The organism is Serratia sp. K-E0102, from assembly GCF_029962625.1.
GTDB lineage: Bacteria > Pseudomonadota > Gammaproteobacteria > Enterobacterales > Enterobacteriaceae > Serratia > Serratia sarumanii.
Genome location: NZ_CP124754.1, coordinates 1,157,046 through 1,182,245, shown reverse-complemented (window position 1 = coordinate 1,182,245; position 25,200 = coordinate 1,157,046). Strand labels below are relative to the sequence as shown.

Genomic DNA, 25,200 nt, shown 5'->3' with positions numbered 1-25,200 from the left:
GCGGGTGTAAAAACATGACGGGGCGGGCAGTACGGAAGAGGCAAAGCCGTAGAGATTTTCCCTCCCCCTACCGGCCTGAGCGCCGCTCTCTCGCGGTCTTCGCCCTATGACAGGGGGTGCATAGGCTTTGCAAGTTGGCCTCGCTATCGTCTCCACCGTGCGCGAGAGGCACGATGTGGTCAACACAATCGGCCTCGGTTATCGCACCCCGGCGCAGACACTCCTGACACAACCCCTTATCCCGCTTGAGGATCCGCAGCTTAATCACATCCCAACGGCTGCCGTAACCGCGCTGATGCCGACTCTGACCAGGCTTATAATTGCGCCACCCTTCACCTCGATGCTCACTACAGAATCCGCTGGGATCAGTCGTTGTATTGCGGCAGCCGCGTTTACGGCAGGCTTTAGGCGTGCGGGGCGGCATGGCCCGGGACCTTGTTGGTCATGGAGACCAATTCCTTTTGCACTAAATCCGTATGCGGCAGGGGGTGACGCGTAATCGATATCAGCGGGGCGGCTGCCAGTGGAGCCCAGCGGTTATACTCTAACGCCTGACTGTAAATTTCGTCATAGATGCGACGAGTTTCCGTGGCCAATGTTGCCGCACACTCAACCATCGAGTCATGCATAGAGAGCTCATCTTCCAGGAGGAAAACGCTATCCCGAATCGCCAGGTGGCGAAGGTGTGACAGCTCGTCAATCAGCTGCTCAATGGTTCTCTTCGCCACAATGCAACGGCCAATGGCATCATAATTCCGCTCTTTCATACCGCAGTCCTCTTGAAGGCATAAGACCCAATGCCAACGCGGCCCAGGTCTGATTCAATCGTGTTACTCTCAACGCAGGTAAAGCCCTGTTCAGCAAACCACCGCAGCAGCCCATCATGCGTGAAATACCAAATGTGCTCGTTCGGCCGATAGTGATGTGAAACCATGATGGCATCGCCCCCGGCGAAGATGGGGATCGACACAAACACCCACCGCCGGGCTTTCGCTACCGCCAGTTCGGGCTTGTCTATATGCTCCAGGCTGTCCCAGAACGTCAACGCCGGGAACGCGTCAGCCGTATACAGATCGGCCCAGCGCCCGCGCAGCTTTAACCATTGAACGCCTACCGGATTGACGTCATAGCCCCATGTCTGAGGGCGCGCCTCCACAAACTGCCCGGCACCGATCCCCACATCGAGCACCATTCCATCGCCGTGATGGCGCTCCACCAACGCAACGCGCGATTTCGTCAGCGCGTGCCCCATAGGGGTATCAGCCATCAGCTGGTATTTGTGAAAATAGCTGTCGTCATACGGCCGTTGGTTCACAGGGACGGGATCACGACCAATGCCCAGCGCCGGGACGAAGACCAACCCAGACTCAAGATGTTGAGAGAACGATTTCATTGAGCCAGTCCTTAAATTGTTGGCCAAAGCCGGTAATGTGTTTGGAGCACGCATGGTCCATCTGGCCACACATGCAGTAATTATCAGGCTGCGCCCAACCTACGCGGGAAAGGTCCATCTCCGGATCGGTAACAATATGTGGCGCGTTATGCCCGCCACAGCCACCCTGGATGATGAAAACCGGTGTTTTGTAGCAGATGGCGGCAGGAAGCGCCCAACCCAGGCCAGAGACCACCACAGCAGCATGCTCAACCAACGCCAGTATCTGGGTTACAGACAACTCACCGGCGTGCAGCTGTAGATCGGCCGCCGGCGCATCGCCCACAAGCCACTCTTCGCCCTCTTCCAGATCCGCCAGACTGACCACATAAAAATGCTTTTTCAGCAGCGCTGACGCCTCGTTGATGTATTTGGGGTCAGGGTTACGTGCAGGATTGGCCCACTCGCGCCGAACCGTGGCCGGACGAATAACCGCAATGGGCTTATCACTGATCACCGGCGACGGCCCATAGGAAGGCAAGTCAAACTGGGACGCCACCTTGCAGAATTGCAGGGTCATAGCATCGACAATAGATCCTCGCGCCAGCTCGTCGGCCCCATAGAAAACCGAGAAAACTTCGGCTTTCGTCGGTTCAGGCACATACCTCAACCAGGTGCGATCTTCGTTTTTCCGCTGGGTGCGCAGCAACGTGTTGGATTTGACGAATTTCACATCAAGATCCGCATACAACTCCGGCCAGGGGGTGCGAATGTAAGCCCCGGGGAATTGCCGAACAAATGCCCGCTGGTAGATGCTGTCGCCCAGGCCATACATCCCACGGATGTAGATGTTCCGCTTTATCGACATGAAAACCTTTAAATAGAAGAGAGCGCAGCCTCAAGAGACTGCCTCTGGAAACATCGCAAGCGAGTACGCCGCGAACAGTTAACGATCTCGACACCTGCCGCCCAATCACGTAATTGGCAAAACTCATCATGCCAACGGGCTACACTCATGGCGTCAGGATTGGCGAGGCCAGCGTGGGCTCCATGCCAGTGAGAACCGTCGCGAATTGAACAGTCATATCCCACCAGCAACACCCGCCGGGCACCGCGATAGATGGCAAGCTCAATAGCACGTTGGCCAGAATTAAAACTGCCTGGCAACTGGCTATCAAACTGCGCCAAATTGAACCGGTCAGCGGTGAACGGGTCGCTGCACCAACGATCGGCACCACACGTTATCTCTGCGTGATATAACTCCCACCAGCAGCAATCAGCGGCATAAATGACGGCACATGCCGGGATCAGGCGCCAACTGTTGTTGACCGCGATCGCCGGCAAACCTGATGCCTCCACCAGCGCGCAATCCGCTGCAGTCAACGATGGACCGCTGGCGATGCAAAAAACCGTATGCCAATCCATTCACAGCCCCGAAAAAAAAGCCACCAGCCTGCCAATGCGCAGGGTGCGCGGTAGGTGCAGGGTGACGGCTTGGTTATCGATAGAATCTTCTGCTGGTTTGCTGAATATAAACCCGGTGGCGCAGCACACAACCAGCCAAGAATTCAACGCATTTATTCTGTCAAAGGCACTCAGTGAATGCCTTTTGCAGAATTTTATAAATCACTCTTTCTTTCGCCTGAACACTAGGTTCACGAAAATGATTACCAGCCAAAGCCCGCATACCGTTCCCCAGCTAATCGGAATAACGTAGGACCAGCCTGCCGAAGAAGCCAATAGGTTCCATGCGCTGAGCGCGCCCCAGCAAATAAACAGACTTAGTCCGCAGCAAAATGCCAGACAGGTGAATGCAATGATTATTGCTGCCTTGGTCGATAACCCGCTCGCCTCTAATTTCATCGGTTTTTCTCTTCGTCGAGCCGGCGTATCGCCAGCAGTTGGTTATTCGCTTTGTCGAGCGCCGCCAGCAGCGGATCAATCCACAGCACAGCCTGGCAGTATGTCATGGTGCCGGAGGCAGTGGCACCAGCACCGGTTGCGTCAGCGACGATGGTATCGGCTGACATTGCGCGGGAACGTAGACGGTGCGTGTAGTCGAGCAGCCCACCAGCAACAGCGGCAGGCACAGCCAGATCACACGTCGGCTGTTTCTTGAGGATCGTCCGGTATTCAATTTCTTTCCCCTGCGTGGCCGCGTCAGTGTTGATGCCGTACTGAGTCGCTGCGGCGCTGATTTCGTTGGCGCGCTGGAAGTGAAGCGCCTGAGTGGCGATCGTCGTCGTCTGTAGGTTGTTATCTCTCTGCAACTGCTTAACCTGCTCACCAGCCTTTACTGCGTTGCTGTGGAAGTAAAACGCCAGCCTGCCGGCGACAATCAGCGCCACCGCCAACAGACCGATAATCATCGTCCGAACGCTGAATGAGGTGTTCATGACAAAAACATCTCGCGCTCTGCTGCACGACGCTTGACCAGACCCGGCATCACCTTACCTGCCGAGTTGCGCCATTTGGGGAATTCGTCCGCCGCCTCATGGGCGTCACCAGCATTGAAATTCTTCACCAGAGTTGAACCAGCAAAAGCGGGCCCGCCGATGTTGAATGCCAGCGATACCATCGCGTCGAACTGGTTCTGCGTCATCGTCCGCTTAATCGCGCTGTTGACCGTCAGCTCAAACACGGCCAAATCCTCGGAGAAGAACGCTTCTGCCTGCTCCTGCGTGATGCGGTCACCGGGTTTGACGCCTTTGGTGTGACCCCAGCCAATTGTCCAGGGCTTACCGCCGGTGCCGGGATCTGGGTATGCCTTCAAGCGAAGCTGCTCAAAACCTTTAATGAACTCCCTGCCCTTAGCGCTGGTTTTCATTGACACCCCCGAAGAAACGCTCCCAGAAGTACGTCAGCGCCACGCTACCCATAGCACCGCAGAGACCTGCGCCAACGAACGCCATATTGACCGATAGCCCCGTCTCCATGCTGACGATGCCCCCGATTAACCCTGTGAAACTGGATACAACAATCTGAGCCAAGGCATTCACCCAGCTCCACGCTGCCTTATTCCGCTTGATATCCATGAGATACCTCACAACACCACCCCAGCCGGCAATGAGGATGAACACCACCCATAGGCTGGAGAAAATGTGGTTGATTTCTTTATCCGGCATGCTGCCACCCTGCCTTTGTGGGATTGACCGGATACACCGGTGATAAAAAGAAAAAGGCCGCCAAATGGCAGCCTGTAATTGACGCGAATTGTCGCTGGTTGATCACTGCCGATGGAAAACACCACCAGCGGCTGAAATCTGACCCACCAAAACGCAAAAAACCCCGGCGTGTTAAGCCAGGGTCAAAATAGGTGCCGGTCTTTCCCGACTGTCACTTCACATCAGAGGGGCGCACTCAAAATCCCAGGTGAAGGATTCGATAGTGCATATCAAACTGAATGCGCCTTTCTGAGGCGCTTCCCAGCCACTCCGGGGATCCCTTCATCGCAGGCTGAAAAGCATTTTCTGGAGCGGTCAGCGGGAATCGAACCCGCATCATCAGCTTGGAAGGCTGAGGTAATAGCCATTATACAATGACCGCGTTGGTGGCCCTTGCTGGACTTGAACCAGCGACCAATCAGTTATGAGCCGACTGCTCTAACCAACTGAGCTAAAGGGCCAAGGTGGCGAATTCTAAAACATTCCCCATTAACCACACAATACCATATGGTTATCTTTACATTCGCGCACAAAAAAAGCCCGCGCGCTGGCGGACTTTTCTTTAACGGGCGTACAAACCCCATCGTTAGGTTTGATATTAGGAAAAAACGGCAACTTTTGCAAGCGGCCAGTTTTTCACCGGGTGACCTTACTGAAAATACGCTCCAATTCGCTCTCTTCCTGGTAGCATTTGGTAAGCAGCGATTCGTAAAACGGTTTCCAGCTATAACGCCATGTACGCTCAGGCAGTTCAGGGATCAGCTTTTTAACCGCATGGTGTATGACTGACGGTTGAACCCGTTTAAATCCCCTACCCTTACATTTCGGGCATTCCTTCATGACCGGAACACCTTGAAGTTCACTCGCCTTTTTATCCAGAACGGTACCGGTCCCCTGGCAACGGCAACGAGCGCTAACCTTGCCTTTACCGCTACATACTGGACAGACCACCATGGCGACATCTTCCCATACAGTCTTTGCTGGTGGCTGGCTGCTTTCCTTCAACATCCACAACCCATTCTTAATTCTGAATTTATTTTCTTCCCATAGGATCGCCAGCTCGTTACGATTTATCTGGGTTTTGCGAACCAGCCCCCGGCCCTGGCAACACGAGCAGGATTCTGCTGATAACGCAGACCGGCAAAATTCACCGTAGGCCATGGCAGCCATGATGCGCAGACAACGGCCTAATTTGGCGCCGGCGGCTCGCTTAATCGCCCTGGGCGCCTTTTGGCTGGCAAATTGCGTTAGCATATCGACCGAGCAATCCCGGTCTTCTTTGCTGACGCCATATTTACCCAAGCACAGCGCCATCCCAAATGCAGCTTTCGCCTCTACCATTCCAAGCGCAGCCATAATATCAGTGCCCGTTAAATCTTCACTTGCAGTAGCTCGGGAGGTGTCAGAGATATGCAAACTTTTCGGGCTAAAGTGTTTCAATGCCGTTTCAATATTCATGCCTTTACCCCGAGTTTGTTTGCCGTGGTGATCGCCCCAATCCCAAATGCCTTATTCAGCGTGCGCAACAGGTGGAACAGCTGGCTGCCGTGCTTGGCCTCCCATGCCGCTACATCATCATGCAGTTCGTTATGACATTTGCGGGTCAGAGGAATGGTGAAAATGTCGTGAGGCTTGGTGCCAGTACCGCCCAGGCCGTGATCGATGATGTGATGCGGGTCGTCTGCCGGCAGGCCACAACCACAGCAGCACGGCTGCGACTTCACCCACTGGGTGTACTTTTCGCATTCCCAGCGCGTTAATTTTGGCCGCAACATAAAGCCCGCCGGCGGCGCCGGGGCCACATCAACGAGCAACGCCGGCTTAACCTTCTCCACGCGCTCATTGATGATCGCCTTCGGCGCTTTCTCCCAGACGATATCCGACTCTTTACGCGTGCCTGTTTCGTCCGGTGCTGGTGGAAGGCGCAATGCCGAGCGCGCCACCGAATCAGGCAGCAGATCGGAAACACCATTTAGCACGGCCCACCAGCATAATTCCGGCAGACTCAGCTCGTGGTCTTCCCGAAAATGAAAGTGCACTCGGACCCGGTACACCAGCCAATCCGCAACATTCTGCTTTGCCAAAGCGTCAAGCGTGGTGTGAGTTTGCTCCCGCAGCAAGTGTTCATGGTGCCAGCACAAACGGACAGGCAAGCCGTCATAATCCAGAATATCCATGTTGTGATTGTGATAACCGTCGCCATGTGGCCACTGGCACTCGGTGCCGCGGCTCAGCCACTCACGCAGAGCAACAACACCACCAGCGGCGCCGATAACTCGCTCATGCAGAAAGAATGGCGACAACCGCGGATCATTGGCCAGCCCCTGATCGGCTACCGGCAGCAAACCCGATGGGAGTGGTTTTAGCTCTTCTGGCTCGTTGGCAATCAGCAGCCGGCGCTGGCCGCTGAAATAATGCAGCAGCTCACGACCGGGGCGCAGCAGCACCACGCCCAGATCACGCTGTAGGTAAGGGGTTAATAACATCCTCATGATCCGCTTACCGCCTTAGCCGAGTGTGCAATGCGCGCGGCGGCAGTGGTTAAATGGTCAGGATCCAACTCAACGCCAATAAAGCTATAGCCCTCAAGCAGAGCCGCTTTACCTGTTGAACCTGAGCCCATGAATGGATCGAGAACTACGCCACCAGCAGGTGTAACCAAACGGCAAAGGTAGCGCATCAACTCAACAGGTTTCACTGTCGGGTGGTTATTCCTGGCCCCGCCAGTACGTCCTGCGCCTGCGCGTGGATCGTTAAGGCCAACGCTCCCCTCTTTTCTTCCGCCGGTCATGTCGCTGGCGGTGAACGGAAGGAAACGATCCATCCCTTCATCGCGTTCCGATTTGCAGACCTTCGCGCAGTAGAAGAAACGTGCCGCGCTCCCCTGGTCGTTGTGGAACGCACCAGGCACGCGATTGATCATGCCGCCAAACTCTACCGCGCCGCTAAACCCATTCGCCGTTGGTTCCGTCCCCTTGACTGGCGAACGAGCGCCCGAATTTTGAGGAAACTCGCCGATCACTTCTTCGCTTCCATCATGCAAAACATTGGCTGGCCATCGGCCAAGCTGATCTGATTTCCATTCCCCACCATCGGGGGTTTTCTCATCACGAACATGAGACAGTAGGCCACCGGTGCCACCGCTTAATGCTTCCTGTGTCGGTACCCGGCAAATATCGATGTTTAATGCCCCGGTTCCGAACTGCAGCACATTCCCCTCCACCGTACCCAGCAGCGGCTTACGGGCCATAACAATCGGCTCATGCGCGGGTTTCAAGGCCGTGCCTTTGCCTTGGTGCTCACCAGTCAGGTTCTTCGATTTCGGGAACCCGCTGCCATAAATCCACATCAGCTGATCACGAATTTCAAAGCCGGCATCCTCGATATTTACCACCAGGCGGTGATAGGTACGAGCGCCACCGAAGGCAAGCAGATGGCCGCCAGGCTTGAGCACCCGCAGGCATTCTGCCCACTGATCTACCGTAGGCACTTGGTAATCCCACTTATGCCCCATGAAGCTCAGGCCGTAAGGAGGATCGGTTACTATGGCGTCAACAGAGTTATCGGCCATGCCGCGCAGGACCTCTTCACAGCGGCCAACGTTAAGTTGATATGTCACAGGATCCCCCTTTGCTGCTCTGCCTTTGCCAACAATTTGATAAAGCTATAGTTTTGCTCGATATTGAAACATACCAAAACGCCTTGCCAATCACGCTCACGAGCAATGCGGCGCACGCCCTGACCATCAGCCCAATGGATTCGCAGCCCTCGGATAGACCACCAGCGGCAAACCTGCTGCAGTACAACCACCAGCGGGAAGACGGTAACGCCACAAATTTGTTTGGTTACTGGTTTCATGCGGGTGCCCTCCCATCCAGGCGCTGGGCACAATCAGTCCAAATGCGGTTCCATGCCGGCACCGCGTAACTCGGCTGCATGGTGCGCACGCCGGCTTTGCTGGCCTCAGTTCTCGCCAACGTCTCCAGCTCGCCCGGGTTTTGAAGCGGCAGACTGTTACCGATGAAACGTCGATAGGCCGCGTCACGCTCTGCGCAGGCCGCCGGCGCCGAACGGACTTGCTCTGGCTTGCGCCCGCCGTCATGCCAGGCTGTAGCCGCCAGCAGGTTGCCCGGGAACTTGACCGGCTTGAACATCGCTTCCGGGTTCAGGTACTTGGCGTATTCAGTCCCCAGCCAACGCTGGACGAGGAATTCCACCACCAGCTTGAGTTCCTCCAGCGTGTGTCCGTCCACCAGCCGAGCCCGGATGTTCTGCAGGGTGGATTTGGCCGTGGTGTATTTGGCGCCCGTCAGTTGGTTCAGGTGTTTCAGCACCAGAATGGCCTGGTCAGTGATGTGAATTTCTTCAGAAACAACATCCCCCTGGTCTGCCGCCGCCGGCGGTTGACCAAAAGTGTTTTGGATCTGTTTGTGGTGATCTGTGTAGTGATCTGTATAGAGATAGGATTCCGCAGAATCGCGGCGTTGTTCCCGCACTTCTGCGTTTTCCATTCCGTGATTCTGCGTAGTCGATTCCGTAGTTTCACGTTTTCCATTCCGCGATTCTGCGGAGTCCACTACTGGCGGGAAAATCAGAGCAATTAGCTTATCGCCATCGATACGATAATGATTCTTCGGGGTGCCATTTACCTTACGGGTAGATACTTCAATAACACCCGGCAAATACTTCTTACGAAGCTTGCTCACAACGCGCTGCACCTGGTCTTCACTGACACCGCGTAATTCACCCGCAAGTTCTTCATGTGTCTTGTAAAACCAGCCATCATCCTGTGACGACTTCCCTGTCCAGAACACCAGCTGATTCAGCACAGCGGCCAGAGCAAAGGACTGCTGATCACCGGCAAAATAATCCAGGTAAGGGCCGGGGATCACTATGCAGTTCTTCTGCCCAGACATGGCCTGAACAACTTCAAATATTCTGCTCATACGTCAAACCTGATAAAACGTGACTGAAAAATAATCATTGCTGTGGTGATCGCCCATTCCTGCCCTACAGGGCTGTAGGTGACCGTCCCGCGGTCCATATCAGTGCTATGCACCCGCACCACCACAAAATTACGATCGCGGTAAAGGCTGCCGGCCTGAATGCCGCTATTAGTTCGTATCGTCATTCATCCACCTTCACAAACTTACGGCCCCACTCCCGCCGTGGTTGGACGCATTCCTTGTCGTAGTTCGGACGCATGAAGATCACCCGCTGATTCACTACGTCGACGCCGACTGTGCGGACAACCACACCATAGGTATCTCGATAGTTCTCGACCCAGGGCTTGATAACTTCCGTTTCCATTAGCCGCGCCTCCACTCGTCGTAGATGCGCTGCAGCAACTCTGGGAAGCGCGATTCATAGAAATGGGGCTGGGTTTCCCGCGGGTTATTCGGTGAGGTGATGTTTTTCCCGAACCGCAGACCAGTGGCGGTGATCGACCAGAAATGTTTTTCACCGTGGCGCCGGCTGGGGCGGCTTTTGCGCTCGACTATCCGCAACCGCTCCAGAATGCGATATGCCACCGGCGTGCTCATCGTGCTGCTGTTCAGCTTCAACAGAGTGGTGATCGCCGCTGTCGGCCGGCTGGAGCCGTCAACGGCATCCGATGGCGCATCAATGGCGTATACCGGCATCAGTGCCGGCAGGCCAGCCAGCTCTTGCAGCTTCTGCAATGCCCCCAGACGTGACGACTGAGAGAGGTTCAGCAGCTTGGTAGCGGACTCCACGATCAACAACCCGGCCTGGATCTGGTCTGTCTTGGTCGCCGGCAGCTGTGGCGCCGGTACGTTGGCTTGCTCCAGCGCTGTCATGCGGTCGAACACCTTCGCCTGTATCTCGTAGCTGTAACTCATGGCCATCAGGCAGGCTTCGCGCTTGGGTAAGTGCAGACATGGAAGCTCGCGCCCGGTCGGGTCGGTGTACTGAGCGAAAAATTTCGTTGAGTGGTTTTCACCCAATACGCGCGGCGCCTTCGCCATAAAATCAGCGTGGCGCAAACGGGTATGGCCCTTGCTCGGGAACGAGGCGCCGGCGGCGATCGCTTTCGACTCACGCTCAGCGTTGATGTAGTCCACCAGCTCCAGGCTGGTCATAGTGATACCGGTCGCTGGTAGATTAGTCATGCTTCACCTCGCTGTGTCGTGACAACCAGGCACCGCCATCTACCACCCATCGGGCAAACTGGTAGTTGCTGGCAATCCACCGACCCAGTACATTGACCTCATACCGGAACGGCGACGCAGAATTACCGCCAGTCATTGCGCGGCAGCGGATTTGCGGCACCATAGAATTTCTGGTTAAATTGCTCATGCGATTATTTCTCCACACACTGATTTACTCGCACCGACGCCCAGGGGCTGCAACCTCTGGGCGTTACCCTTTCTGGCACTTGGCCTTTTTGCCAAACAGCGCCAGCACCGCCCTAACCTCTGCATCACGAGCCTGCAGGTGCTTACGGTGATAACGCATGATCTCGGCAGCCTCTTTCTCATCAATGACGCCATCAGCGAGCGACTCCTGAATGATCTGATCCACATGCCCACGGTGTGCGGCGGTGCGAATGCTTTTGCTGAACAATTCCACCTGGTCCAATTCGTCCAGAGCGGGGATCTCCACCACGAGCAAACCCCGGCGCCGGGCGAAATATTCGGTCAGCAGGTTGGTGCCTGAGATATCCTCCATCGCTTCCAGTTCGCCGATCTCGAAGAAGCGGCAGCCGTTCTTCTCGTAGAGGTTGTTGTTGAACGCCGTCTCCGACATGCCCAGTGCGCCGGCCATCGCGGATCGGCCACCAGCAACCGCCTTACACATGCCTTTCACTACATCTTTCAAATTTGGCTCTACCATGTTGTTTTTCCTTTGGTAGTTACTGTTATCCCGCCGGGGCGGTAGACTCCGTATGCATTTCAGGCTGCGCTTGTTTCCTGACCTGAAGAGCAAGGACGCGTACCGCGCAGGTAAGTCCAATCAACATCTGGCCGTAGCTCTTCGCAGGTAACTAAACCCGAAGTTGCTTTTTCAATTTCAAGGCAACGCTCTGCTGGTATCTGACGAATGCCATTCGCCCATTGAGAAATTAATGAGGCATTGACGCCAATGGACTTGCCCAGTTGAGTGGCCAAGCCTCGACGTTGCTCAGTAAAACTTTTTAAGTTCATAGGTGCTCACTTTGTTGAAAGTTACGAAATGAATATAGCGAAACGCGAAATTACAAGCAAGGATTTAAGCGTTACGCGCATATACGATTTTTGCGTTTTGCTATGTAATTTCGGCATGAAAGACATTGATGAAATTCGACGAGACAACATGCGTCTTTTGGAGACGGAGTTAGGCGGCCCAACCGAGGCCGCTAACCGTGTTGGCATGTCGCCCGCACAATTCGCCAACTTAAAAACAGGCGCAAAAGACTCGAAGACTGGTAAGCCAAGAGGTATGCGTAAAAGTACCGCCAGGCGTATTGAGGAAGCGGCTGGAAAACCAGAGGGATGGTTAGACGTAGACCACTCCTATTCAATACCCAATGAACAGGAAAAATTCATAGAAATTAATGAATTGTTTGCAAGCGCGCTTCCAGAACAGCAAGCGGTAGCTCGTTATTTTCTATCCAGATCGAGTGATGCCCCCCCTGAGTGGATCGATAGTGATGCAAGAGCCTATGCTGATTCTCTGGAATCAAAAGCAAAAAAATGGCTCGAAGGAGGTAGCAGATTAAAGCAACCAAAGAAAATCAAAGCTTAAGTTAGTCTGGTCTGATGGAAAGCTCATTAATTGATTGATATTCATACAAACTCCCGCTTCGGTGGGAGTTTTTTTATGCCGCAATTTCGCGTTTCGCAAAATAATCCTTGATTTTGTTTTTTGCGTTTCGCTATATTAGTTACATCAACAGCGAACAGGCAGGACGCCCATGAAGTAGCCGCCCGAGGCGCATGAAGATCGGGATGATTCGCTGAGCCAGACTTACAGCAGAGGGTTACACGATGACTAACGAGAAATTCAGTAAAGACGCATATGAAACGGCTGTTGAATTCAACGTTCAGCAACGTTTTGCGGCGATGTTGGTTCACACAGGAAACTTTAACGTGAATCGTCGTGGCGCTGACATGGTTTCGTTCATTGCTGATCGGAAAGCTGACTATCAAACAGCCCACCCTGACATGCTGACTGCGGGACAAACCATAGTTAACCAGCAACATTTCACCGATTTTGTTTGTTCCGGGATTTGGCGTAGTACCGACCGCCAAAGCGGCGGGGCTACAAAGGGTAAAATGATGGAATTACAAAGAGTTTTAAACACAGAAGTTATTATCGGTGACATTGTTCACGCGCATGGTGCGGTCTTTAAAGTGATAAAAGTACTCAGTTTCCCCGGGGCGGGAACTGACGGAAAAGATGTAGCGGCAAATATTGCTGAATGGGTATCCGGCAGAATTGAACCGGGCTACTTCGGCCCTGGCAGAGAATGGAATTTCCAAGGCAATGACAGAGTAACGCAACTAATTGAACCCCGCTGATCGACTAACACCCACCGCGCCCTACGGGGCGCACAACGGCATGCTCACTCGCCCTTTCCCTTAATTCTGGGAGCGGTGGAGGATCTTGACTCATGAGTGAGCATACCGTTGTGGATCTGGCTGGTGGACTTCAGGGGCGTTGTCCGCCGGCCACTACAACCGATGAATTGCTGTGTGTAGTCTTTGGCGGCCACGCCGAACTTCAACCCACCAACACCAGGAGGATGAAGATAATGTTCATAGGCTGGCCGCCCTTTTTACACATCAGGTGGCGTACTGTGCCGGTTTTCTTTTTTATTTCTACACAGTATAGCCCGGCGCGGTGCGCCACCTGGTGTGTGGAGAAAACCGCGGCGATCGCCGCTTCGTGTGAGGACTATTTTATGAGTGAAGACCGCAAAACCAATGTGCCGGACTTTCTGGGTGAACTGGATGCCGGCGTGTTTGAAAATAAATTTTCAGCAGCCTTAAACGCTACTGCGCTGGGCGTTCTTAATAATGGCGGTAAAGGTAAAGTCGTTATTACCCTCGACATTGACCGTTTAAGCAATTCGGTTGAAGAAAAGCGCGTCAGCATTAAACATCAACTGAAATTTGTAACCCCAACACCACGCGGGAAAGTTTCAGAAGAAGATACCACCGAAACGCCAATGTACGTTGGCAAAGGCGGTAAGTTAACAATTCTGCAAGAAGACCAAGGCCAGCTATTTACAGTAGATGGCGGCACTGACGGTAAATTACGGGTCGCTAAGTAATAACGCGCCCTTATTCATAAACGCTATATTTAATTAACCCAAAGGATTATTTTATGTCTCAATTAGATGGCGGAGCAATTCAACAAGTTAAAGACCTGGTGATTTCTGGTTATCACCTTCGTGATATCGAAGGGTTAGCCTGCCCGACAGCAATTTTACCTGAAGGTGTTGGCGTTGAAAGCCTTGAGCGATTCGGCTTAGAACGCTTCCGCTTCCGCGGTGCCATGGAAACAACCAGCATTGCCGATTTTGTTCGCTACTCCACTGGCTATGCCAAAGCGGAAGAGCCAGCACGCTGCTTCATTGACGCCGACAACATGAGTGCACGGTCAGTGTTCAATATCGGTTCCCTTGAGAACCCAGGCCATGCAGATAACGTCGCCTCGATCAAACTCAAGAAAACCGCACCATACCGTGCATTGCTGGCAATTGATGGCGATCGCCTGCGCCAGAAAAATATTGCCGAATGGCTGGAAGACTGGAGCGACTATCTGGAAGCATTTGATGCCGAGGGTAAAGCAATGTCTATCTCGCAGGCTGCCGGTGCCGTTCGCCGCGTGAGCATTAAGCAAATGTCAGAAGCAGATCATGAAGACGGTGATTTCAGCGGTAAAAAATCACTCATGCAAAGCATTGAAGCCAGTAGCAAAGACGTGATGCCGGTTGCATTCGAATTCAGCTGCACCCCGTATGAAGGCCTCGGGGAACGCAAGTTCAGCCTTCGCAATAGCCTGCTGAAAAGTGACGAGCCGCTTTTCGTCTTGCGCATTGTTCAACTTGAAGCGCAGGAAGAGGCAATTGCCAACGAGTTTCGCGATCTGCTGATCGATAAATTCGATGGCGGCTCAGTAGAAACCTTCATCGGTAATTTTAAAGCCTGATTTTTTAAATAAGTAATACAGCCTCAAATACCCCAGCGATGGGGTATTTGGTGAAGTGTTGCCAAAAACTGTGTGGAGAATAATTATGTCTTGGATTTTAACCTTTACGGGTAAACGCTTTGATTACGAAGCGCCAACCGTTGACGCTATTTGCATTGAAGATATAGCGCAAGCCTTATCTCATGAATGCCGCTTCAATGGTCACATTCCTGAATTCTATAGCGTGGCGCAGCATTGTGTCATTGCCAGTAAAATCGTCCCGCCTAGTTTTGCTTTTGAAGCATTACTGCATGACGCGCACGAAGCATATTGCAAAGATATTCCATCACCGCTTAAAAAGTTAATTCCCGACTATCGCGGCATCGAAAATAATATTGATTTTGTTATTCGTTATAAATTCGGCCTTCCACCCACCACCAGCCAGATCGTCAAGCATGCCGATCTGGTGATGCTGGCCACCGAACGCCGCGATCTCGACATTGACGATGGGACACCTTGGCCAATGCTCAACGGGATCCGCCCTTCGGAAGACATTTTCGTTTCACCAGTCAATCCAGTACAGGCCAGGGCGATGTTCATGCAGCGTTATAACCAGCTGGCCAGCGAGAGGGCTGCGTGATGTTCGGCCTGTTCCTGCTCGTCTGCTACACCTATCAGCCCTGCGAATTTGTGCCGCAAGGCTGGGTATATCCAGACAAAAGTAACTGCCTGGCGGATATCCACCAGCAGAAATTACCCTCGCAATACGAGTGTATGCCGGTTGATGGAGTGATCCCGGCGCAACGCCAGGAGGCCGAAGATGCTGACTGAGAAAACAATCCTCGATATGTGCTGCGGACCGCGCATGTTCTGGTTCGACAAAGAGGACGAGCGCGCTGTATTCAGCGACAAGCGCTGCGAGAGCCACACCCTTTGCGATGGTAGAAAGCTGGTTATCTCCCCGGACCTGATCGCCGACTTCACAGCGCTGCCGTTTGCAGACGGTAGTTTCTCTGTTGTCGTGTTCGACCCACCGCACCTGGAGCGCGTAGGTCCCAATGGCTGGCAGGGCAAGAAGTACGGGAAGCTCGACCGTGAAACATGGCGCGATGAACTGCGATCCGGGTTCACCGAGGCTTTCCGCGTGCTGCGGCCACACGGCGTGCTGATCTTCAAATGGAACGAAACCCAGATACCGGTTAGCCAGATCATCGCCCTCACAGACGAAAAACCGGCGATCTGGCAGCGCACCGGAAAGAACGACAAAACGCACTGGATCATCTTCGTGAAGGGGGATGGCAATGGCTAAACCGGTTAACTGCGACCACATCACAGATGAGTATATTGAGCAAGCGTTCGACGGCACCAACTTTGGCCCCGTTAACAAACGGAAAATGTTAGAGCAAGGGTGCCTTAAAGCTGCGTGTGATTCATGGTCTGGCCACACCCTCTCTACCATCATGGTGGAAATCGGCTTCACGAAGAAGCTGCACGGGAAATTAACCAAACTCGGCAAACGCTTCCTGATGGATGCGTTCTATCAGCCAAAACAATCGGGCTAAAGCCCAGAAGGAAACAGCATGAGCAAATTGATCACCGCAGTTGAACCACAACGCGACCAGTACGGCTATTGGACGCACCCACATTACTTTACGCCGGCCAATGGCGCGGAATATGGCGCGCCTGGCGAATTTGAGGCGTGGAAGGAAGCAAACCGCGTCACTGGCGCGCTGCAGTGGATGGAAAATCATGCCACAGCCGAACAGATCGATGCCTATGAATCCGGGGACGGCGATATTAGCCAGTGGGAGCCCACCCCGCCGGCGGGCGATGGCTGGTTTATCGGTTCAATCCACGATACCGAAGATGGGCCAGTTTGTTACTGGCTGCGCCCTATTGAAGAGGATCCAGAGGCCTTAAAGAATCTGGTTGCAAAGCACCACACCGAAGCTTTGAAGCGGGAGTTTATCGACGCTCACCAAGCATGTGAAAAAGCAGCCTATGCCTATTTCTGTGCCTGCGAACTGGGAGAAGAGCGCAGCAACGCAGGTGAAATTTATCAACGTATTCGGCTGGCCACGCGCTGCAGGGGTTACTGATGAGCAAGACACTAAATTTTTATGGCGCCAGCGATGATCTGTTTGAGGTTGAGGGTGCAATACGTGAAGAGATCGGCTGCTTTAACGAGCTGGGGATCTATCACTTGAAATCTGCCGAAGGCGAAGTGCTGATTGTCGCAACCTACACCGATGAAGGTTGCTGGGCTATTGGGCTTTGTCAGGTTGGCGAAGACGTGCCGGTGCCAGCTTGGCCTGTCTCATACTCCATGCATGAGCGAGGTTACAGCGTCCAACTGACCATGGAAGTACCGGACGATACGCAGCTGGTTATGGCCAATGAGGAAGACGAGTAATGAGTAAAGCAACCTATCTTGACGAGTTGAACGAGGCATACCGTATCGAGAGAACTTCCCGTCATCGCAACGCTCGTGCCCCCTACAAAAACAGGGGAAATGACCGTTGGATTGAAGTCTGTAACGCCCATAACCGAAGAGTAATCCGCAAAGCCAAGCGCTCTGTCGGTAAAGCAAATAAAAACGGTTGTCGTCGTACTGCAATGGGCCTGCGTGGTTTTCTCAATGAGCTGAATATCTGGGCACAGTTTACCGGCGGTAATCGCCAATCTGCCGGCATGCCTAAGCGTGTATATCGTATCAGCCACCGAGGGGTGATCACCCATGCCTAAGCATGATTTTTCACCACGCCTGGTGCGTGGTATCGCGATAACAACAGAGTGTGACATGTGGCAATGCAAGAAACATTATCGCTTTCGCTCTGGCAAGTATTACGGGCGGATCAGATATGCGGAAGTCCAGCATGGATAAGCTGAGCGAGTTATCTGATTTGCCAGTCTCGGTTGCAGAGGAAACGATGGAAGTCGCCGGGATGCAGGTAAAAGTTCATGTTCTCGACAACGGCCAGCGCGTGATCGACGCAGCAGATGCGGAAAAACTATTTCAATGGCTGGCAGCGGTCCCAACACAAGGTAAAAACAATGAATGATCTGATGATTGACCTGGAAACCATGGGCAACAAGCCAAATGCACCAATCGTGGCGATCGGCGCCGTGTTCTTTAACCCTATGACGGGTGAGTTGGGCCCGCAGTTTTATACCGCGGTAAATCTGGCGAGTGAACTGGCCGCCGGCGCCGTTCCCGATGGCGATACCATCAAATGGTGGCTAAAACAAAGTAGCGAGGCCCGAGCGGCGATCACCAGTGACGAGGCAAAACCCATCGCTGAAGCCCTCGATGCGAGGACCAATTTCGTCACCCGCAGCTGCGAGCAGCCGAAGTATCTGAAGGTTTGGGGCAACGGTGCCGCCTTCGACAACGTCATTCTGCGTGAAGCCTACGAGCGCTGCAGTAAAGCGCCATGTTGGAACTGGTTCAACGATTTGGACGTGCGCACCATGGTGAACCTCGGCCGGCGTGTCGGATTCGACCCGAAACGCGACCTGCCTTTCGACGGTGAACGCCACAATGCACTGGCAGACGCGGTACACCAGGCACAGTATGTTTCGGCAATCCATCAGCGATTACTGGCCCCCCATCAGCAACCTACAGAACTGTAATTAACTCGGCCCGTTGCAGCGGGCCTCTATCGTGTGGAGAAAGCCATGAAGATCACTTTGGTGGAATGGGCTGCAGATAAATTCAGTCAGCCTTATAAAAGAGGCACTCTTTGGATGTGGGCCCGCACAGGCCGCATCTATCCTCCGGCGGAAAAGATAGGTCGTAATTGGTGGGTTTATCCAAATGCGAAATATGTAAATCCACATAACCCGAAGGATGTAGCCAAAAAAGCCAAACCCATTAACAAATATAAATTAGCGGAGCGTATTCATGGCCGCCAGACCGAGAAGTAGGAAACACAAAGACCTGCCGCCCAACCTGTACGAAAGTAACGGCAATTATCAGTGGCGCGATCCCCGCGATGGGAAGCGCTACGGCCTCGGTACCGATAAAACTGATGCTATAAACGAGGCTGTAGAAGCCAATCTGCTGGTCTACAACCTGCAGAACAAAGTGCGCCTGGCGGATAGGCTGCAAGGTGCAGATATTCTGACGCTTGGCAACCATCTTGATAACTTCTTGGGCATCCTCAAAAAGCGCGAATTAGCTGATGGCACTCTTCGTCAACGTGGGCTCCAAATTGGTTATATCAAAGACCATATCGGGGACTTGCTGCTTTCTCGGGTCACGACAAAAGACGTGGCGGGTATGATGGATAGTTATGTTCAGCAGGGAAAAAAAGCCACGGCAGTCAAGCTGCGACAGATATTGAATGACGCGTTCAACGAAGCTATCGCCGCTGGCCACATCAAAGAGAACCCAGTAACACCGACGAAGGCACCGGCAAACAAGGTCTTGAGAAGCCGCCTGACAGTGACCGAGTACAACCAAATACTGAGCGCTACCAGTGATCAAGAACAATGGGTAAAAAATATGTTCGACCTAGCCCTTGTCACTGGCCAGCGGCGCGAGGATCTGGCCGAGATGAAATTTAAAGACGTACGTGATGGTTTTTTGTGGGTAGAGCAGATCAAGACCGGCGCAAGGGTTTCTTTACCACTGAGCCTTTCTATTCCGAGCGAGGGGTTGGTGTTGGAGGAGGTAATTTCAAGATGCCGCACATCTGGTGTCGTAAGCAAATATTTACTCCACACCGTTAGGGGTACTAAAAAAGGGTCTGGATTAAAGCCCGGTACTCTATCAAAGGGATTCAGCACAGCAAGGGATAAAACCGATTTAAGATGGCCAGGCACCGAGCCAAGCCTCCATGAAATACGCAGCTTATCAGCGCGTTTGTATACCGACCTTTACGGAAAAGAGGTGGCTCAGGCTATCATGGGGCATAAAACAGCAGCCATGACAGACCTCTATCGTGATACAAGAGGGGCTGAATGGATCACCGTAAAGGTGGTATAGTATTACCAGAATTTTACTACCATTTTACATCGACATTCTAACCTATTGATTTTAAATCATTAAAAAAAGAGTCGAGCTTCGTAACTGGAACCTGCACGATTATGAGTAAACCAATTCAGATGGAACGCGGCGTCAAATACCGCGATGCTGACAAAATGGCGCTGATCCCGGTCAAAACGGTGGTCACCGAACGGCAGGAGCTGTTGCGTAAACCCGAGTGGATGAAGATCAAACTGCCTGCCGACTCAACGCGCATTCAGGGCATCAAAGCCGCGATGCGTAAAAACGGCCTGCACTCCGTCTGTGAGGAAGCTTCGTGCCCTAACCTGTCCGAGTGTTTCAACCACGGCACTGCCACCTTCATGATCCTCGGCGCCATCTGTACCCGCCGCTGCCCGTTCTGCGACGTGGCCCACGGCCGCCCGATCGCGCCGGACGCCAACGAGCCGGAAAAGCTGGCGCAAACCATCGCCGACATGGCGCTGCGTTATGTGGTGATCACCTCGGTTGACCGCGACGATCTGCGCGACGGCGGAGCTCAACACTTTGCCGACTGCATCTCGGCCATCCGCGCCAAGAGCCCGAACATCAAAATTGAAACGCTGGTGCCGGACTTCCGCGGCCGTATGGATCGCGCGCTGGAAATCCTCACCGCCACGCCGCCGGACGTATTCAACCACAACCTGGAAAACGTGCCGCGCGTATATCGCCAGGTGCGCCCGGGCGCCAACTACGAGTGGTCGCTGAAGCTGCTGGAGCGCTTTAAAGAAGCGCACCCGGATATCCCGACCAAATCCGGCCTGATGGTCGGCCTGGGCGAAACCAACGCGGAAATCGTCGAAGTGATGCGCGATCTGCGCCGCCACGGCGTGACCATGCTAACGCTGGGGCAATACCTGCAGCCGAGCCGTCACCACCTGCCGGTGCAGCGCTACGTCAGCCCGGCCGAGTTCGACGAGATGAAAGAAGAAGCGATGGCGATGGGCTTCACCCACGCCGCCTGCGGCCCGTTCGTGCGTTCGTCTTACCACGCCGATCTGCAGGCCAAAGGGATGGAAGTGAAATAACGCGTAATAGTTTGTTACGCTAAAGACGGCGGAAACGCCAAAAAAACGGATGTCCGCAAGGCATCCGTTTTTTATTGCGCGCCACCAGGCGGGGTTAAACGTCTTTCTTTTCGACGCTCTGCTGAGCGGACTGGCTTTCAGCGGCGTTGTTGCCGGCGGCCGGCGGCGTGCTGTCGTCGCCCACGGCTTTTTTAAAGCCTTTCAGCGCCGCGCCAAGATCGGCGCCGAGCGTACGCAGTTTGCTGGTGCCGAACAGTAAAATCACCAACACCGCAATCACCAGAAGTTTGGTAATGCTGATACCTTCCATACTCACCTTCTTATCATAGAGCGCTGCGTGAACAGCGAGAAAAACTGACCTTGCCTGCGAATATTTAGCGACTTTCCTTCGGCTCGCACAACCGCAACATGTAACAGAGTGAGATCCGTCGCAGGAATGCCACGCGGCCGCACGGCACGGATTCCAGACTATTCTTAGTTTATCGCCCGCATGATACGCTGCCGTGATACTTATCAGGGAGATGCCGGATGTATATTGCTCCACCCATTTTCGATGCCCGAAAATCCGGCCTCAGCTTCGCCAAACGCACCTATCTGCCCCGCGTCGCCGGCCTGGGACTCGGCTTTATCTGCGTCTGCGCCGCGCTCTACCCCTTGGCTCCGCCCACGGCGGTCTGGCTATTGCTGGCCTTTCACGGCTTTCTCTGGCCGCATCTTGCCTACCACCTGGCCCGCCGCGCCAAAGATCCGTTCAAAGCCGAGATCCGCAACCTGCTGATCGACTCCGCCTTCGGTGGCTTCTGGGCCGCGATGATGGCGTTCAATGCGCTGCCGGCGATCGTCATCCTGTCGATGATGAGCATGAACAACATCGCTTCCGCCGGCAAAGCGCTGTTTGTCAAAGGGTTGGCGATTCAATTGGCCACGGCGGCGCTGACCGGCGCGCTGCTCGGCTTCCCGTTTCAACCGCACAGCACGCCGCTGCAAATCTATCTGTGCCTGCCGATGATCTACCTGTACCCGACGCTGCTCGGGCTGGTGACCTACCGCACCGCCAAGCGGCTGGCGGAAAAGAAACAGGAGCTGCAACGCATCAGCACTCGCGATGGGCTGACCGGCTTGTACAACCGCCGCCACTGGGAGCACCTGCTGCATCGCCAGTTTGACAGCTGCCGCCGCTACCAGGACAACGCCACGCTGATCCTGATGGATATCGATCGCTTCAAAACCATCAACGACACCTTCGGCCACGCTTTAGGGGATGAGGCCCTGGCGGCGCTGGCGGAAGAGCTGCTGATCGGCTTGCGCAACGTGGATATCGTCGGGCGCTACGGCGGCGACGAGTTTGGCGCAGTGCTGCCGAACACCAGCGCCGAACAGGCGGTAACCGTCCTGCGGCGCATCCAGCAGCGGCTGGACGCCGTCATCTTCAAAGAGGCGCCACAGCTGCGGCTGCAGATCAGCGCCGGCATCGCCAACTACCACCCCGCGCTGGGCGGTTATCTGGACTGGCTGAAAGCGGCCGACGGCGCGCTTTACCGGGCGAAGCAAAATGGCCGTAACCGCCTGGAAACGGCGCCGCCGACGGACGACTAACTGACTGGTTTAATAACTTGGCAAAATACTTCGGCGCTTCGACAAAGCCTTCACGCCGGTAAAACGCATGCGCCCGCTCGCTTTCCACCGCCACCAGCAGCGCTTCGGTGCCGGGATAATCCAGCGCCGTCATTAATTCGGCGATCGCTCAGGCGCGCCGTTCTGATTTTCATGGGGTGACCTCGCAGATTGTCGATACTACAAAATAGGTGGCGTTAGGTGTAACATCCATCCGGTGCGGCGAAAAAGGCCGTGCGGCACGCTGGAGATGACATTCCTCCCTAACCGCCTTCACAGGCTGATGATGTCTACGTAACCTCTCGGAGAGAGGCGCGTAGCGTTACGCCTGTCCCTTTCCGAGTCCCGTGAATTTCTCTGTTTGAAAGGGAGTTGCCCCATGTTGAGCTCTTTACTGGCCGTATTTATCGGCGGCGGCGTCGGCAGCGTTTTGCGCTGGGCGGTAAGCATGAAAATGAACCCGCTGAACGCCCACATTCCGCTCGGTACGCTGATGGTCAATCTGATCGGCGGTTTTGTCATCGGCTTGGCGATGGCGATTTTCACCCGCATGACGCATCTGGATCCCACCTGGAAATTGCTGATCACCACCGGGTTCTGCGGCGGCCTGACCACCTTCTCCACCTTTTCGCTGGAGGTGGTGTACCTGATGCAGGATGGCCGCTTCGGCTGGGCGCTGGCCAACATGCTGCTCAACCTGGCCGGCTCGCTGGCGATGACGCTGCTGGCTTTCATGCTGGTGATGTGGGTCAACGGGCGCTAAGCCCTTAATGTTTCCTTAATCTTGCATGCGCATAATCTCATCCAGTACTCCTGACTGGATGAGAAACCGCTATGTTTAGCCTGCCGAAAACCGCCGCCGAAGCGATTGCCGTTGCGCTGTGCGTGCTGATCGTCGCCGCCTTTATCAAATCCTACCTGTTCGCTTAAGCGCTTTTTCCCGCAGCACGCGTTCATGTTGCGTCTTTCCCGCCGGTTACACTACAATTGAGAATGAACGTTCACACCCAAAAATGTGAACCCGGCTCACGCGTAGCAAAGGATCGGGCAGATGCTCTCCCCCAACGACAGTAAACAGGCCAAGGTGCAGGCCCGCCGCGATCAGATCGTCGAAGCGGCGAAAACCAGCTTCCGCCGCCACGGCTTCCACGCCGCCAGCATGGCGGAGATCGCCCAGGGCTCGCAGCTCAGCGTCGGGCAAATCTATCGCTATTTCGCCAATAAAGACGCGATTATCGAAGAGATCGTCAACCGCATCATCGCCAGCAAGATGCAACGGCTGGAAAACCTTGGCGATCACATCAACCTGATCGCCGGCACGCTGGCGGCGCGCACGCTGTTTCAGCAGCCGGGCGAGAGCGAAACCGATCACATGCTGATGCTGGAAGTGACCGCCGAGGCCACGCGCAACCCGGTGGTAGCCAAAATGCTCAGCGATGCGGAAGCGCGGCTGTTTCGCCACGTGTGCCACAACCTGCAGCGGCTGTATCCCGATTTCAGCGCGGAAGAGATCGCCGCCCGGGTGGAGTTTATCGCCGTCATGAGCGAAGGCACCGGTTACCGCATCCTTACCACGCAAAAAGCCGATGCGTCCCTGCTGCGCGAGCTGTATCAGCAGGCCATTTCTCACCTGTTCAGGAAACGCTAATCTCCCATGACCAAACACTTAGCCAGACAACGTCTGGTGTACGCCGTCGTGCTTGGCCTGTTGGCCGCGCTGGGGCCGCTGTGCACCGATCTCTATCTGCCCGCCCTGCCGGAAATGGCGGGCGAACTGAATACCTCCACCGCCGCCGCACAGCTCAGCCTGACCGCCGGGCTGCTCGGCCTGGGCGTCGGCCAGCTGATTTTCGGCCCTTACAGCGACAAACTGGGCCGCATGCGCCCGCTGTTGCTGTCGCTGATCCTGCTGCTGGGCGCTTCGCTGTGGTGCGCCCTCGCACCCACCATCGACCAGTTGCTGATCGCCCGTCTGCTGCAGGGCATCGCCGGCGCCGGTGGCGCGGTGATTTCCCGCGCCATTGCCCGCGATCTGTACGCCGGCCATGAGCTGACCCGCTTCTTCGCCCTGCTGATGCTGGTCAACGGCCTGGCGCCGATCGTCGCGCCGGTGCTGGGCGGCGTGATGCTGCAGGTGATGAACTGGCGCGGCATCTTCGGCGTGCTGGCGGCCATCGCCGTGCTGCTGTTCAGCCTGTCGGCGCTGAAGCTGCGCGAATCCCTGCCGGTAGAACGCCGCAGCCAGGGCGGTATCCTGGCGATGCTGATGTCGCTGGGCGGGTTGCTGACCCAACGCTATTTCATGGGCCTGTGCCTGACGCAAGGCTTCGTGATGGCCGGCATGTTCGCCTATATCGGCGCCTCGCCTTTCGTCTTGCAGCAGATCTACGGCCTCAGCCCGCAGATGTTCAGCCTGTGCTTCGCCATTAACGGCGTCGGGCTGATCATTGCGGCGCAGCTGGCCAGCCGCCTCAGTTCGCGTTGGGGGGAGCGCCGGGTATTGAAGAGCGGGTTAACGCTGGCGGCCGTCGCGTCGCTGCTGCTGCTGTTGGCCGCCGCGCTGCATGCGCCGCTGGTGTTGTTGCTGGTGCCGCTGTTCTTCTCGGTGGCGGTGATCGGCATCGTCGGCCCGACAGCCTCTTCGCTGGCGATGCAAAGCCAGGGAGACAAAGCGGGCAGCGCCTCGGCCTTGATCGGCGTGTGCATGTTCGCCCTCGGCGCCTGCGCCGTGCCGCTCACCGGGCTGGGGGGCACCTCGGGCCTGTCGATGGCGCTGACCATCGTCGGCTGTTACGCCATCGCTATCCTGCTGTTCAGCCTATTAGGCCGCCGCAGCGAGGCATAACGCGCCCAATA

Annotated in this window: 39 protein-coding genes, 2 tRNA genes and 1 riboswitch; of the genes, 20 read left to right on the top strand and 21 right to left on the bottom strand. The window is 54.9% G+C overall.

Annotation, left to right across the window (positions count from 1 at the left end; all coding sequences use genetic code 11):
* Positions 1-67: 67 nt before the first annotated feature.
* From SSARUM2_RS05585 to SSARUM2_RS05490, 20 genes are all read right to left on the bottom strand, one after another.
* Positions 68-424: an HNH endonuclease gene (locus tag SSARUM2_RS05585; RefSeq protein ID WP_282488630.1), complete on the bottom strand. Its 357-nt coding sequence runs from the start codon at positions 422-424 to the stop codon at positions 68-70.
* The gene (locus SSARUM2_RS05580; protein ID WP_049193572.1) at positions 405-767 is read right to left on the bottom strand and encodes a hypothetical protein; all 363 of its coding nucleotides are present in this window, start codon (positions 765-767) and stop codon (positions 405-407) included. The genes SSARUM2_RS05585 and SSARUM2_RS05580 overlap by 20 nt, the downstream gene beginning before the upstream one ends.
* Positions 764-1,393: a methyltransferase domain-containing protein gene (locus SSARUM2_RS05575; protein ID WP_282488629.1), complete on the bottom strand. Its 630-nt coding sequence runs from the start codon at positions 1,391-1,393 to the stop codon at positions 764-766. Before SSARUM2_RS05575 ends, SSARUM2_RS05580 begins: the two co-directional genes overlap by 4 nt.
* Positions 1,368-2,240 (bottom strand): hypothetical protein, encoded by an 873-nt coding sequence (locus SSARUM2_RS05570; RefSeq protein WP_282488628.1) that lies wholly within the window; start codon positions 2,238-2,240, stop codon positions 1,368-1,370. Before SSARUM2_RS05570 ends, SSARUM2_RS05575 begins: the two co-directional genes overlap by 26 nt.
* Positions 2,241-2,248: 8 nt before the next feature.
* Positions 2,249-2,797 (bottom strand): hypothetical protein, encoded by a 549-nt coding sequence (locus tag SSARUM2_RS05565; RefSeq protein ID WP_282488627.1) that lies wholly within the window; start codon positions 2,795-2,797, stop codon positions 2,249-2,251.
* Positions 2,798-3,231: 434 nt separating this feature from the next.
* Positions 3,232-3,768: a hypothetical protein gene (locus tag SSARUM2_RS05560; RefSeq protein ID WP_282488626.1), complete on the bottom strand. Its 537-nt coding sequence runs from the start codon at positions 3,766-3,768 to the stop codon at positions 3,232-3,234.
* On the bottom strand, positions 3,765-4,199 hold the full coding sequence (locus SSARUM2_RS05555) for a lysozyme (protein WP_282488625.1): 435 nt from the start codon (positions 4,197-4,199) through the stop codon (positions 3,765-3,767). Before SSARUM2_RS05555 ends, SSARUM2_RS05560 begins: the two co-directional genes overlap by 4 nt.
* A complete protein-coding gene (locus SSARUM2_RS05550; protein WP_164057476.1) occupies positions 4,183-4,497 on the bottom strand; it encodes a phage holin family protein in 315 nt (104 codons plus the stop codon). The genes SSARUM2_RS05555 and SSARUM2_RS05550 overlap by 17 nt, the downstream gene beginning before the upstream one ends.
* A gap of 346 nt (positions 4,498-4,843) precedes the next feature.
* Positions 4,844-4,918, bottom strand: a tRNA-Gly gene (locus SSARUM2_RS05545).
* A gap of 2 nt (positions 4,919-4,920) precedes the next feature.
* Positions 4,921-4,997, bottom strand: a tRNA-Ile gene (locus SSARUM2_RS05540).
* A gap of 175 nt (positions 4,998-5,172) precedes the next feature.
* A complete protein-coding gene (locus SSARUM2_RS05535; RefSeq protein ID WP_282488624.1) occupies positions 5,173-5,994 on the bottom strand; it encodes an antitermination protein in 822 nt (273 codons plus the stop codon).
* Complete coding sequence (locus SSARUM2_RS05530) at positions 5,991-7,028, bottom strand: DUF968 domain-containing protein (protein WP_282488623.1); 1,038 nt, start codon at positions 7,026-7,028, stop codon at positions 5,991-5,993. The genes SSARUM2_RS05535 and SSARUM2_RS05530 overlap by 4 nt, the downstream gene beginning before the upstream one ends.
* Positions 7,025-8,155: a site-specific DNA-methyltransferase gene (locus SSARUM2_RS05525; RefSeq protein ID WP_282488622.1), complete on the bottom strand. Its 1,131-nt coding sequence runs from the start codon at positions 8,153-8,155 to the stop codon at positions 7,025-7,027. Before SSARUM2_RS05525 ends, SSARUM2_RS05530 begins: the two co-directional genes overlap by 4 nt.
* Positions 8,152-8,394 carry a hypothetical protein gene (locus SSARUM2_RS05520; RefSeq protein ID WP_282488621.1) on the bottom strand — a complete coding sequence of 81 codons (243 nt, stop codon included), beginning with the start codon at positions 8,392-8,394 and terminating at the stop codon, positions 8,152-8,154. Before SSARUM2_RS05520 ends, SSARUM2_RS05525 begins: the two co-directional genes overlap by 4 nt.
* Positions 8,391-9,482, bottom strand: coding sequence for a conserved phage C-terminal domain-containing protein (locus SSARUM2_RS05515; protein ID WP_282488620.1), 1,092 nt, complete (start codon positions 9,480-9,482; stop codon positions 8,391-8,393). Before SSARUM2_RS05515 ends, SSARUM2_RS05520 begins: the two co-directional genes overlap by 4 nt.
* On the bottom strand, positions 9,479-9,667 hold the full coding sequence (locus SSARUM2_RS05510) for a DUF4222 domain-containing protein (RefSeq protein WP_055312899.1): 189 nt from the start codon (positions 9,665-9,667) through the stop codon (positions 9,479-9,481). The genes SSARUM2_RS05515 and SSARUM2_RS05510 overlap by 4 nt, the downstream gene beginning before the upstream one ends.
* Positions 9,664-9,846 (bottom strand): DUF4222 domain-containing protein, encoded by a 183-nt coding sequence (locus SSARUM2_RS05505; RefSeq protein WP_055312896.1) that lies wholly within the window; start codon positions 9,844-9,846, stop codon positions 9,664-9,666. The genes SSARUM2_RS05510 and SSARUM2_RS05505 overlap by 4 nt, the downstream gene beginning before the upstream one ends.
* Positions 9,846-10,667: a hypothetical protein gene (locus SSARUM2_RS05500; protein WP_060559516.1), complete on the bottom strand. Its 822-nt coding sequence runs from the start codon at positions 10,665-10,667 to the stop codon at positions 9,846-9,848. Before SSARUM2_RS05500 ends, SSARUM2_RS05505 begins: the two co-directional genes overlap by 1 nt.
* 250 nt (positions 10,668-10,917) lie before the next feature.
* Positions 10,918-11,391, bottom strand: coding sequence for a YmfL family putative regulatory protein (locus SSARUM2_RS05495; RefSeq protein ID WP_025303602.1), 474 nt, complete (start codon positions 11,389-11,391; stop codon positions 10,918-10,920).
* A gap of 59 nt (positions 11,392-11,450) precedes the next feature.
* Complete coding sequence (locus SSARUM2_RS05490; protein ID WP_282488619.1) at positions 11,451-11,702, bottom strand: helix-turn-helix domain-containing protein; 252 nt, start codon at positions 11,700-11,702, stop codon at positions 11,451-11,453.
* A 28-nt stretch (positions 11,703-11,730) separates the two neighbouring features.
* Here SSARUM2_RS05490 and SSARUM2_RS05485 point away from each other — a divergent pair, with 28 nt between their 5' ends.
* The 16 genes from SSARUM2_RS05485 (at position 11,731) to lipA (ending at position 20,730) form a co-directional block, all read left to right on the top strand.
* The gene (locus SSARUM2_RS05485; protein WP_282488618.1) at positions 11,731-12,282 is read left to right on the top strand and encodes a hypothetical protein; all 552 of its coding nucleotides are present in this window, start codon (positions 11,731-11,733) and stop codon (positions 12,280-12,282) included.
* A 242-nt stretch (positions 12,283-12,524) separates the two neighbouring features.
* Complete coding sequence (locus SSARUM2_RS05480) at positions 12,525-13,058, top strand: hypothetical protein (RefSeq protein ID WP_282488617.1); 534 nt, start codon at positions 12,525-12,527, stop codon at positions 13,056-13,058.
* Positions 13,059-13,441: 383 nt separating this feature from the next.
* A complete protein-coding gene (locus SSARUM2_RS05475) occupies positions 13,442-13,813 on the top strand; it encodes a hypothetical protein (RefSeq protein WP_049193629.1) in 372 nt (123 codons plus the stop codon).
* 53 nt (positions 13,814-13,866) lie between these two features.
* Positions 13,867-14,694: a DUF2303 family protein gene (locus SSARUM2_RS05470; RefSeq protein WP_282488616.1), complete on the top strand. Its 828-nt coding sequence runs from the start codon at positions 13,867-13,869 to the stop codon at positions 14,692-14,694.
* A gap of 85 nt (positions 14,695-14,779) precedes the next feature.
* Positions 14,780-15,313 (top strand): HD family hydrolase, encoded by a 534-nt coding sequence (locus tag SSARUM2_RS05465; protein WP_282488615.1) that lies wholly within the window; start codon positions 14,780-14,782, stop codon positions 15,311-15,313.
* Positions 15,313-15,504 (top strand): DUF1482 family protein, encoded by a 192-nt coding sequence (locus tag SSARUM2_RS05460; protein WP_282488682.1) that lies wholly within the window; start codon positions 15,313-15,315, stop codon positions 15,502-15,504. The genes SSARUM2_RS05465 and SSARUM2_RS05460 overlap by 1 nt, the downstream gene beginning before the upstream one ends.
* The gene (locus SSARUM2_RS05455) at positions 15,497-15,982 is read left to right on the top strand and encodes a class I SAM-dependent methyltransferase (protein ID WP_282488681.1); all 486 of its coding nucleotides are present in this window, start codon (positions 15,497-15,499) and stop codon (positions 15,980-15,982) included. Before SSARUM2_RS05460 ends, SSARUM2_RS05455 begins: the two co-directional genes overlap by 8 nt.
* Positions 15,975-16,235: a hypothetical protein gene (locus SSARUM2_RS05450; RefSeq protein ID WP_060559504.1), complete on the top strand. Its 261-nt coding sequence runs from the start codon at positions 15,975-15,977 to the stop codon at positions 16,233-16,235. The genes SSARUM2_RS05455 and SSARUM2_RS05450 overlap by 8 nt, the downstream gene beginning before the upstream one ends.
* A gap of 18 nt (positions 16,236-16,253) precedes the next feature.
* Complete coding sequence (locus SSARUM2_RS05445; protein WP_282488614.1) at positions 16,254-16,772, top strand: hypothetical protein; 519 nt, start codon at positions 16,254-16,256, stop codon at positions 16,770-16,772.
* Positions 16,772-17,086, top strand: coding sequence for a hypothetical protein (locus SSARUM2_RS05440; RefSeq protein WP_048797345.1), 315 nt, complete (start codon positions 16,772-16,774; stop codon positions 17,084-17,086). The genes SSARUM2_RS05445 and SSARUM2_RS05440 overlap by 1 nt, the downstream gene beginning before the upstream one ends.
* On the top strand, positions 17,086-17,418 hold the full coding sequence (locus tag SSARUM2_RS05435; protein WP_282488613.1) for a hypothetical protein: 333 nt from the start codon (positions 17,086-17,088) through the stop codon (positions 17,416-17,418). Before SSARUM2_RS05440 ends, SSARUM2_RS05435 begins: the two co-directional genes overlap by 1 nt.
* Positions 17,419-17,549: 131 nt before the next feature.
* Positions 17,550-17,735 carry a hypothetical protein gene (locus tag SSARUM2_RS05430; protein ID WP_282488612.1) on the top strand — a complete coding sequence of 62 codons (186 nt, stop codon included), beginning with the start codon at positions 17,550-17,552 and terminating at the stop codon, positions 17,733-17,735.
* Positions 17,728-18,306 carry a 3'-5' exonuclease gene (locus SSARUM2_RS05425; RefSeq protein WP_282488611.1) on the top strand — a complete coding sequence of 193 codons (579 nt, stop codon included), beginning with the start codon at positions 17,728-17,730 and terminating at the stop codon, positions 18,304-18,306. The genes SSARUM2_RS05430 and SSARUM2_RS05425 overlap by 8 nt, the downstream gene beginning before the upstream one ends.
* A gap of 45 nt (positions 18,307-18,351) precedes the next feature.
* Positions 18,352-18,600, top strand: coding sequence for an excisionase (locus tag SSARUM2_RS05420; RefSeq protein WP_282488610.1), 249 nt, complete (start codon positions 18,352-18,354; stop codon positions 18,598-18,600).
* On the top strand, positions 18,578-19,663 hold the full coding sequence (locus tag SSARUM2_RS05415) for a tyrosine-type recombinase/integrase (protein ID WP_282488609.1): 1,086 nt from the start codon (positions 18,578-18,580) through the stop codon (positions 19,661-19,663). Before SSARUM2_RS05420 ends, SSARUM2_RS05415 begins: the two co-directional genes overlap by 23 nt.
* A gap of 101 nt (positions 19,664-19,764) precedes the next feature.
* Positions 19,765-20,730, top strand: a complete 966-nt coding sequence (gene lipA, locus SSARUM2_RS05410; protein ID WP_025301835.1) for a lipoyl synthase — start codon at positions 19,765-19,767, stop codon at positions 20,728-20,730.
* Positions 20,731-20,824: 94 nt separating this feature from the next.
* On the opposite strand, the gene tatA is transcribed toward lipA, so the two are convergent.
* Complete coding sequence (tatA, locus tag SSARUM2_RS05405; protein WP_004940019.1) at positions 20,825-21,040, bottom strand: Sec-independent protein translocase subunit TatA; 216 nt, start codon at positions 21,038-21,040, stop codon at positions 20,825-20,827.
* Between the two features lie 218 nt (positions 21,041-21,258).
* On the opposite strand from tatA, the gene SSARUM2_RS05400 reads away from it, so the two are divergent.
* The 4 genes from SSARUM2_RS05400 to SSARUM2_RS05385 all read left to right on the top strand — a co-directional run bounded on the left by SSARUM2_RS05400 (position 21,259) and on the right by SSARUM2_RS05385 (position 25,189).
* Complete coding sequence (locus tag SSARUM2_RS05400) at positions 21,259-22,326, top strand: diguanylate cyclase (protein ID WP_060452723.1); 1,068 nt, start codon at positions 21,259-21,261, stop codon at positions 22,324-22,326.
* Between the two features lie 255 nt (positions 22,327-22,581).
* Positions 22,582-22,644: riboswitch (Fluoride riboswitch) on the top strand.
* 79 nt (positions 22,645-22,723) lie between these two features.
* Positions 22,724-23,107: a fluoride efflux transporter CrcB gene (gene crcB, locus SSARUM2_RS05395; RefSeq protein ID WP_060452722.1), complete on the top strand. Its 384-nt coding sequence runs from the start codon at positions 22,724-22,726 to the stop codon at positions 23,105-23,107.
* 288 nt (positions 23,108-23,395) lie between these two features.
* Complete coding sequence (locus tag SSARUM2_RS05390; RefSeq protein ID WP_033637421.1) at positions 23,396-23,992, top strand: TetR/AcrR family transcriptional regulator; 597 nt, start codon at positions 23,396-23,398, stop codon at positions 23,990-23,992.
* A 6-nt stretch (positions 23,993-23,998) separates the two neighbouring features.
* Complete coding sequence (locus SSARUM2_RS05385) at positions 23,999-25,189, top strand: multidrug effflux MFS transporter (RefSeq protein WP_060445678.1); 1,191 nt, start codon at positions 23,999-24,001, stop codon at positions 25,187-25,189.
* The last annotated feature ends 11 nt before the right edge of the window (positions 25,190-25,200 follow it).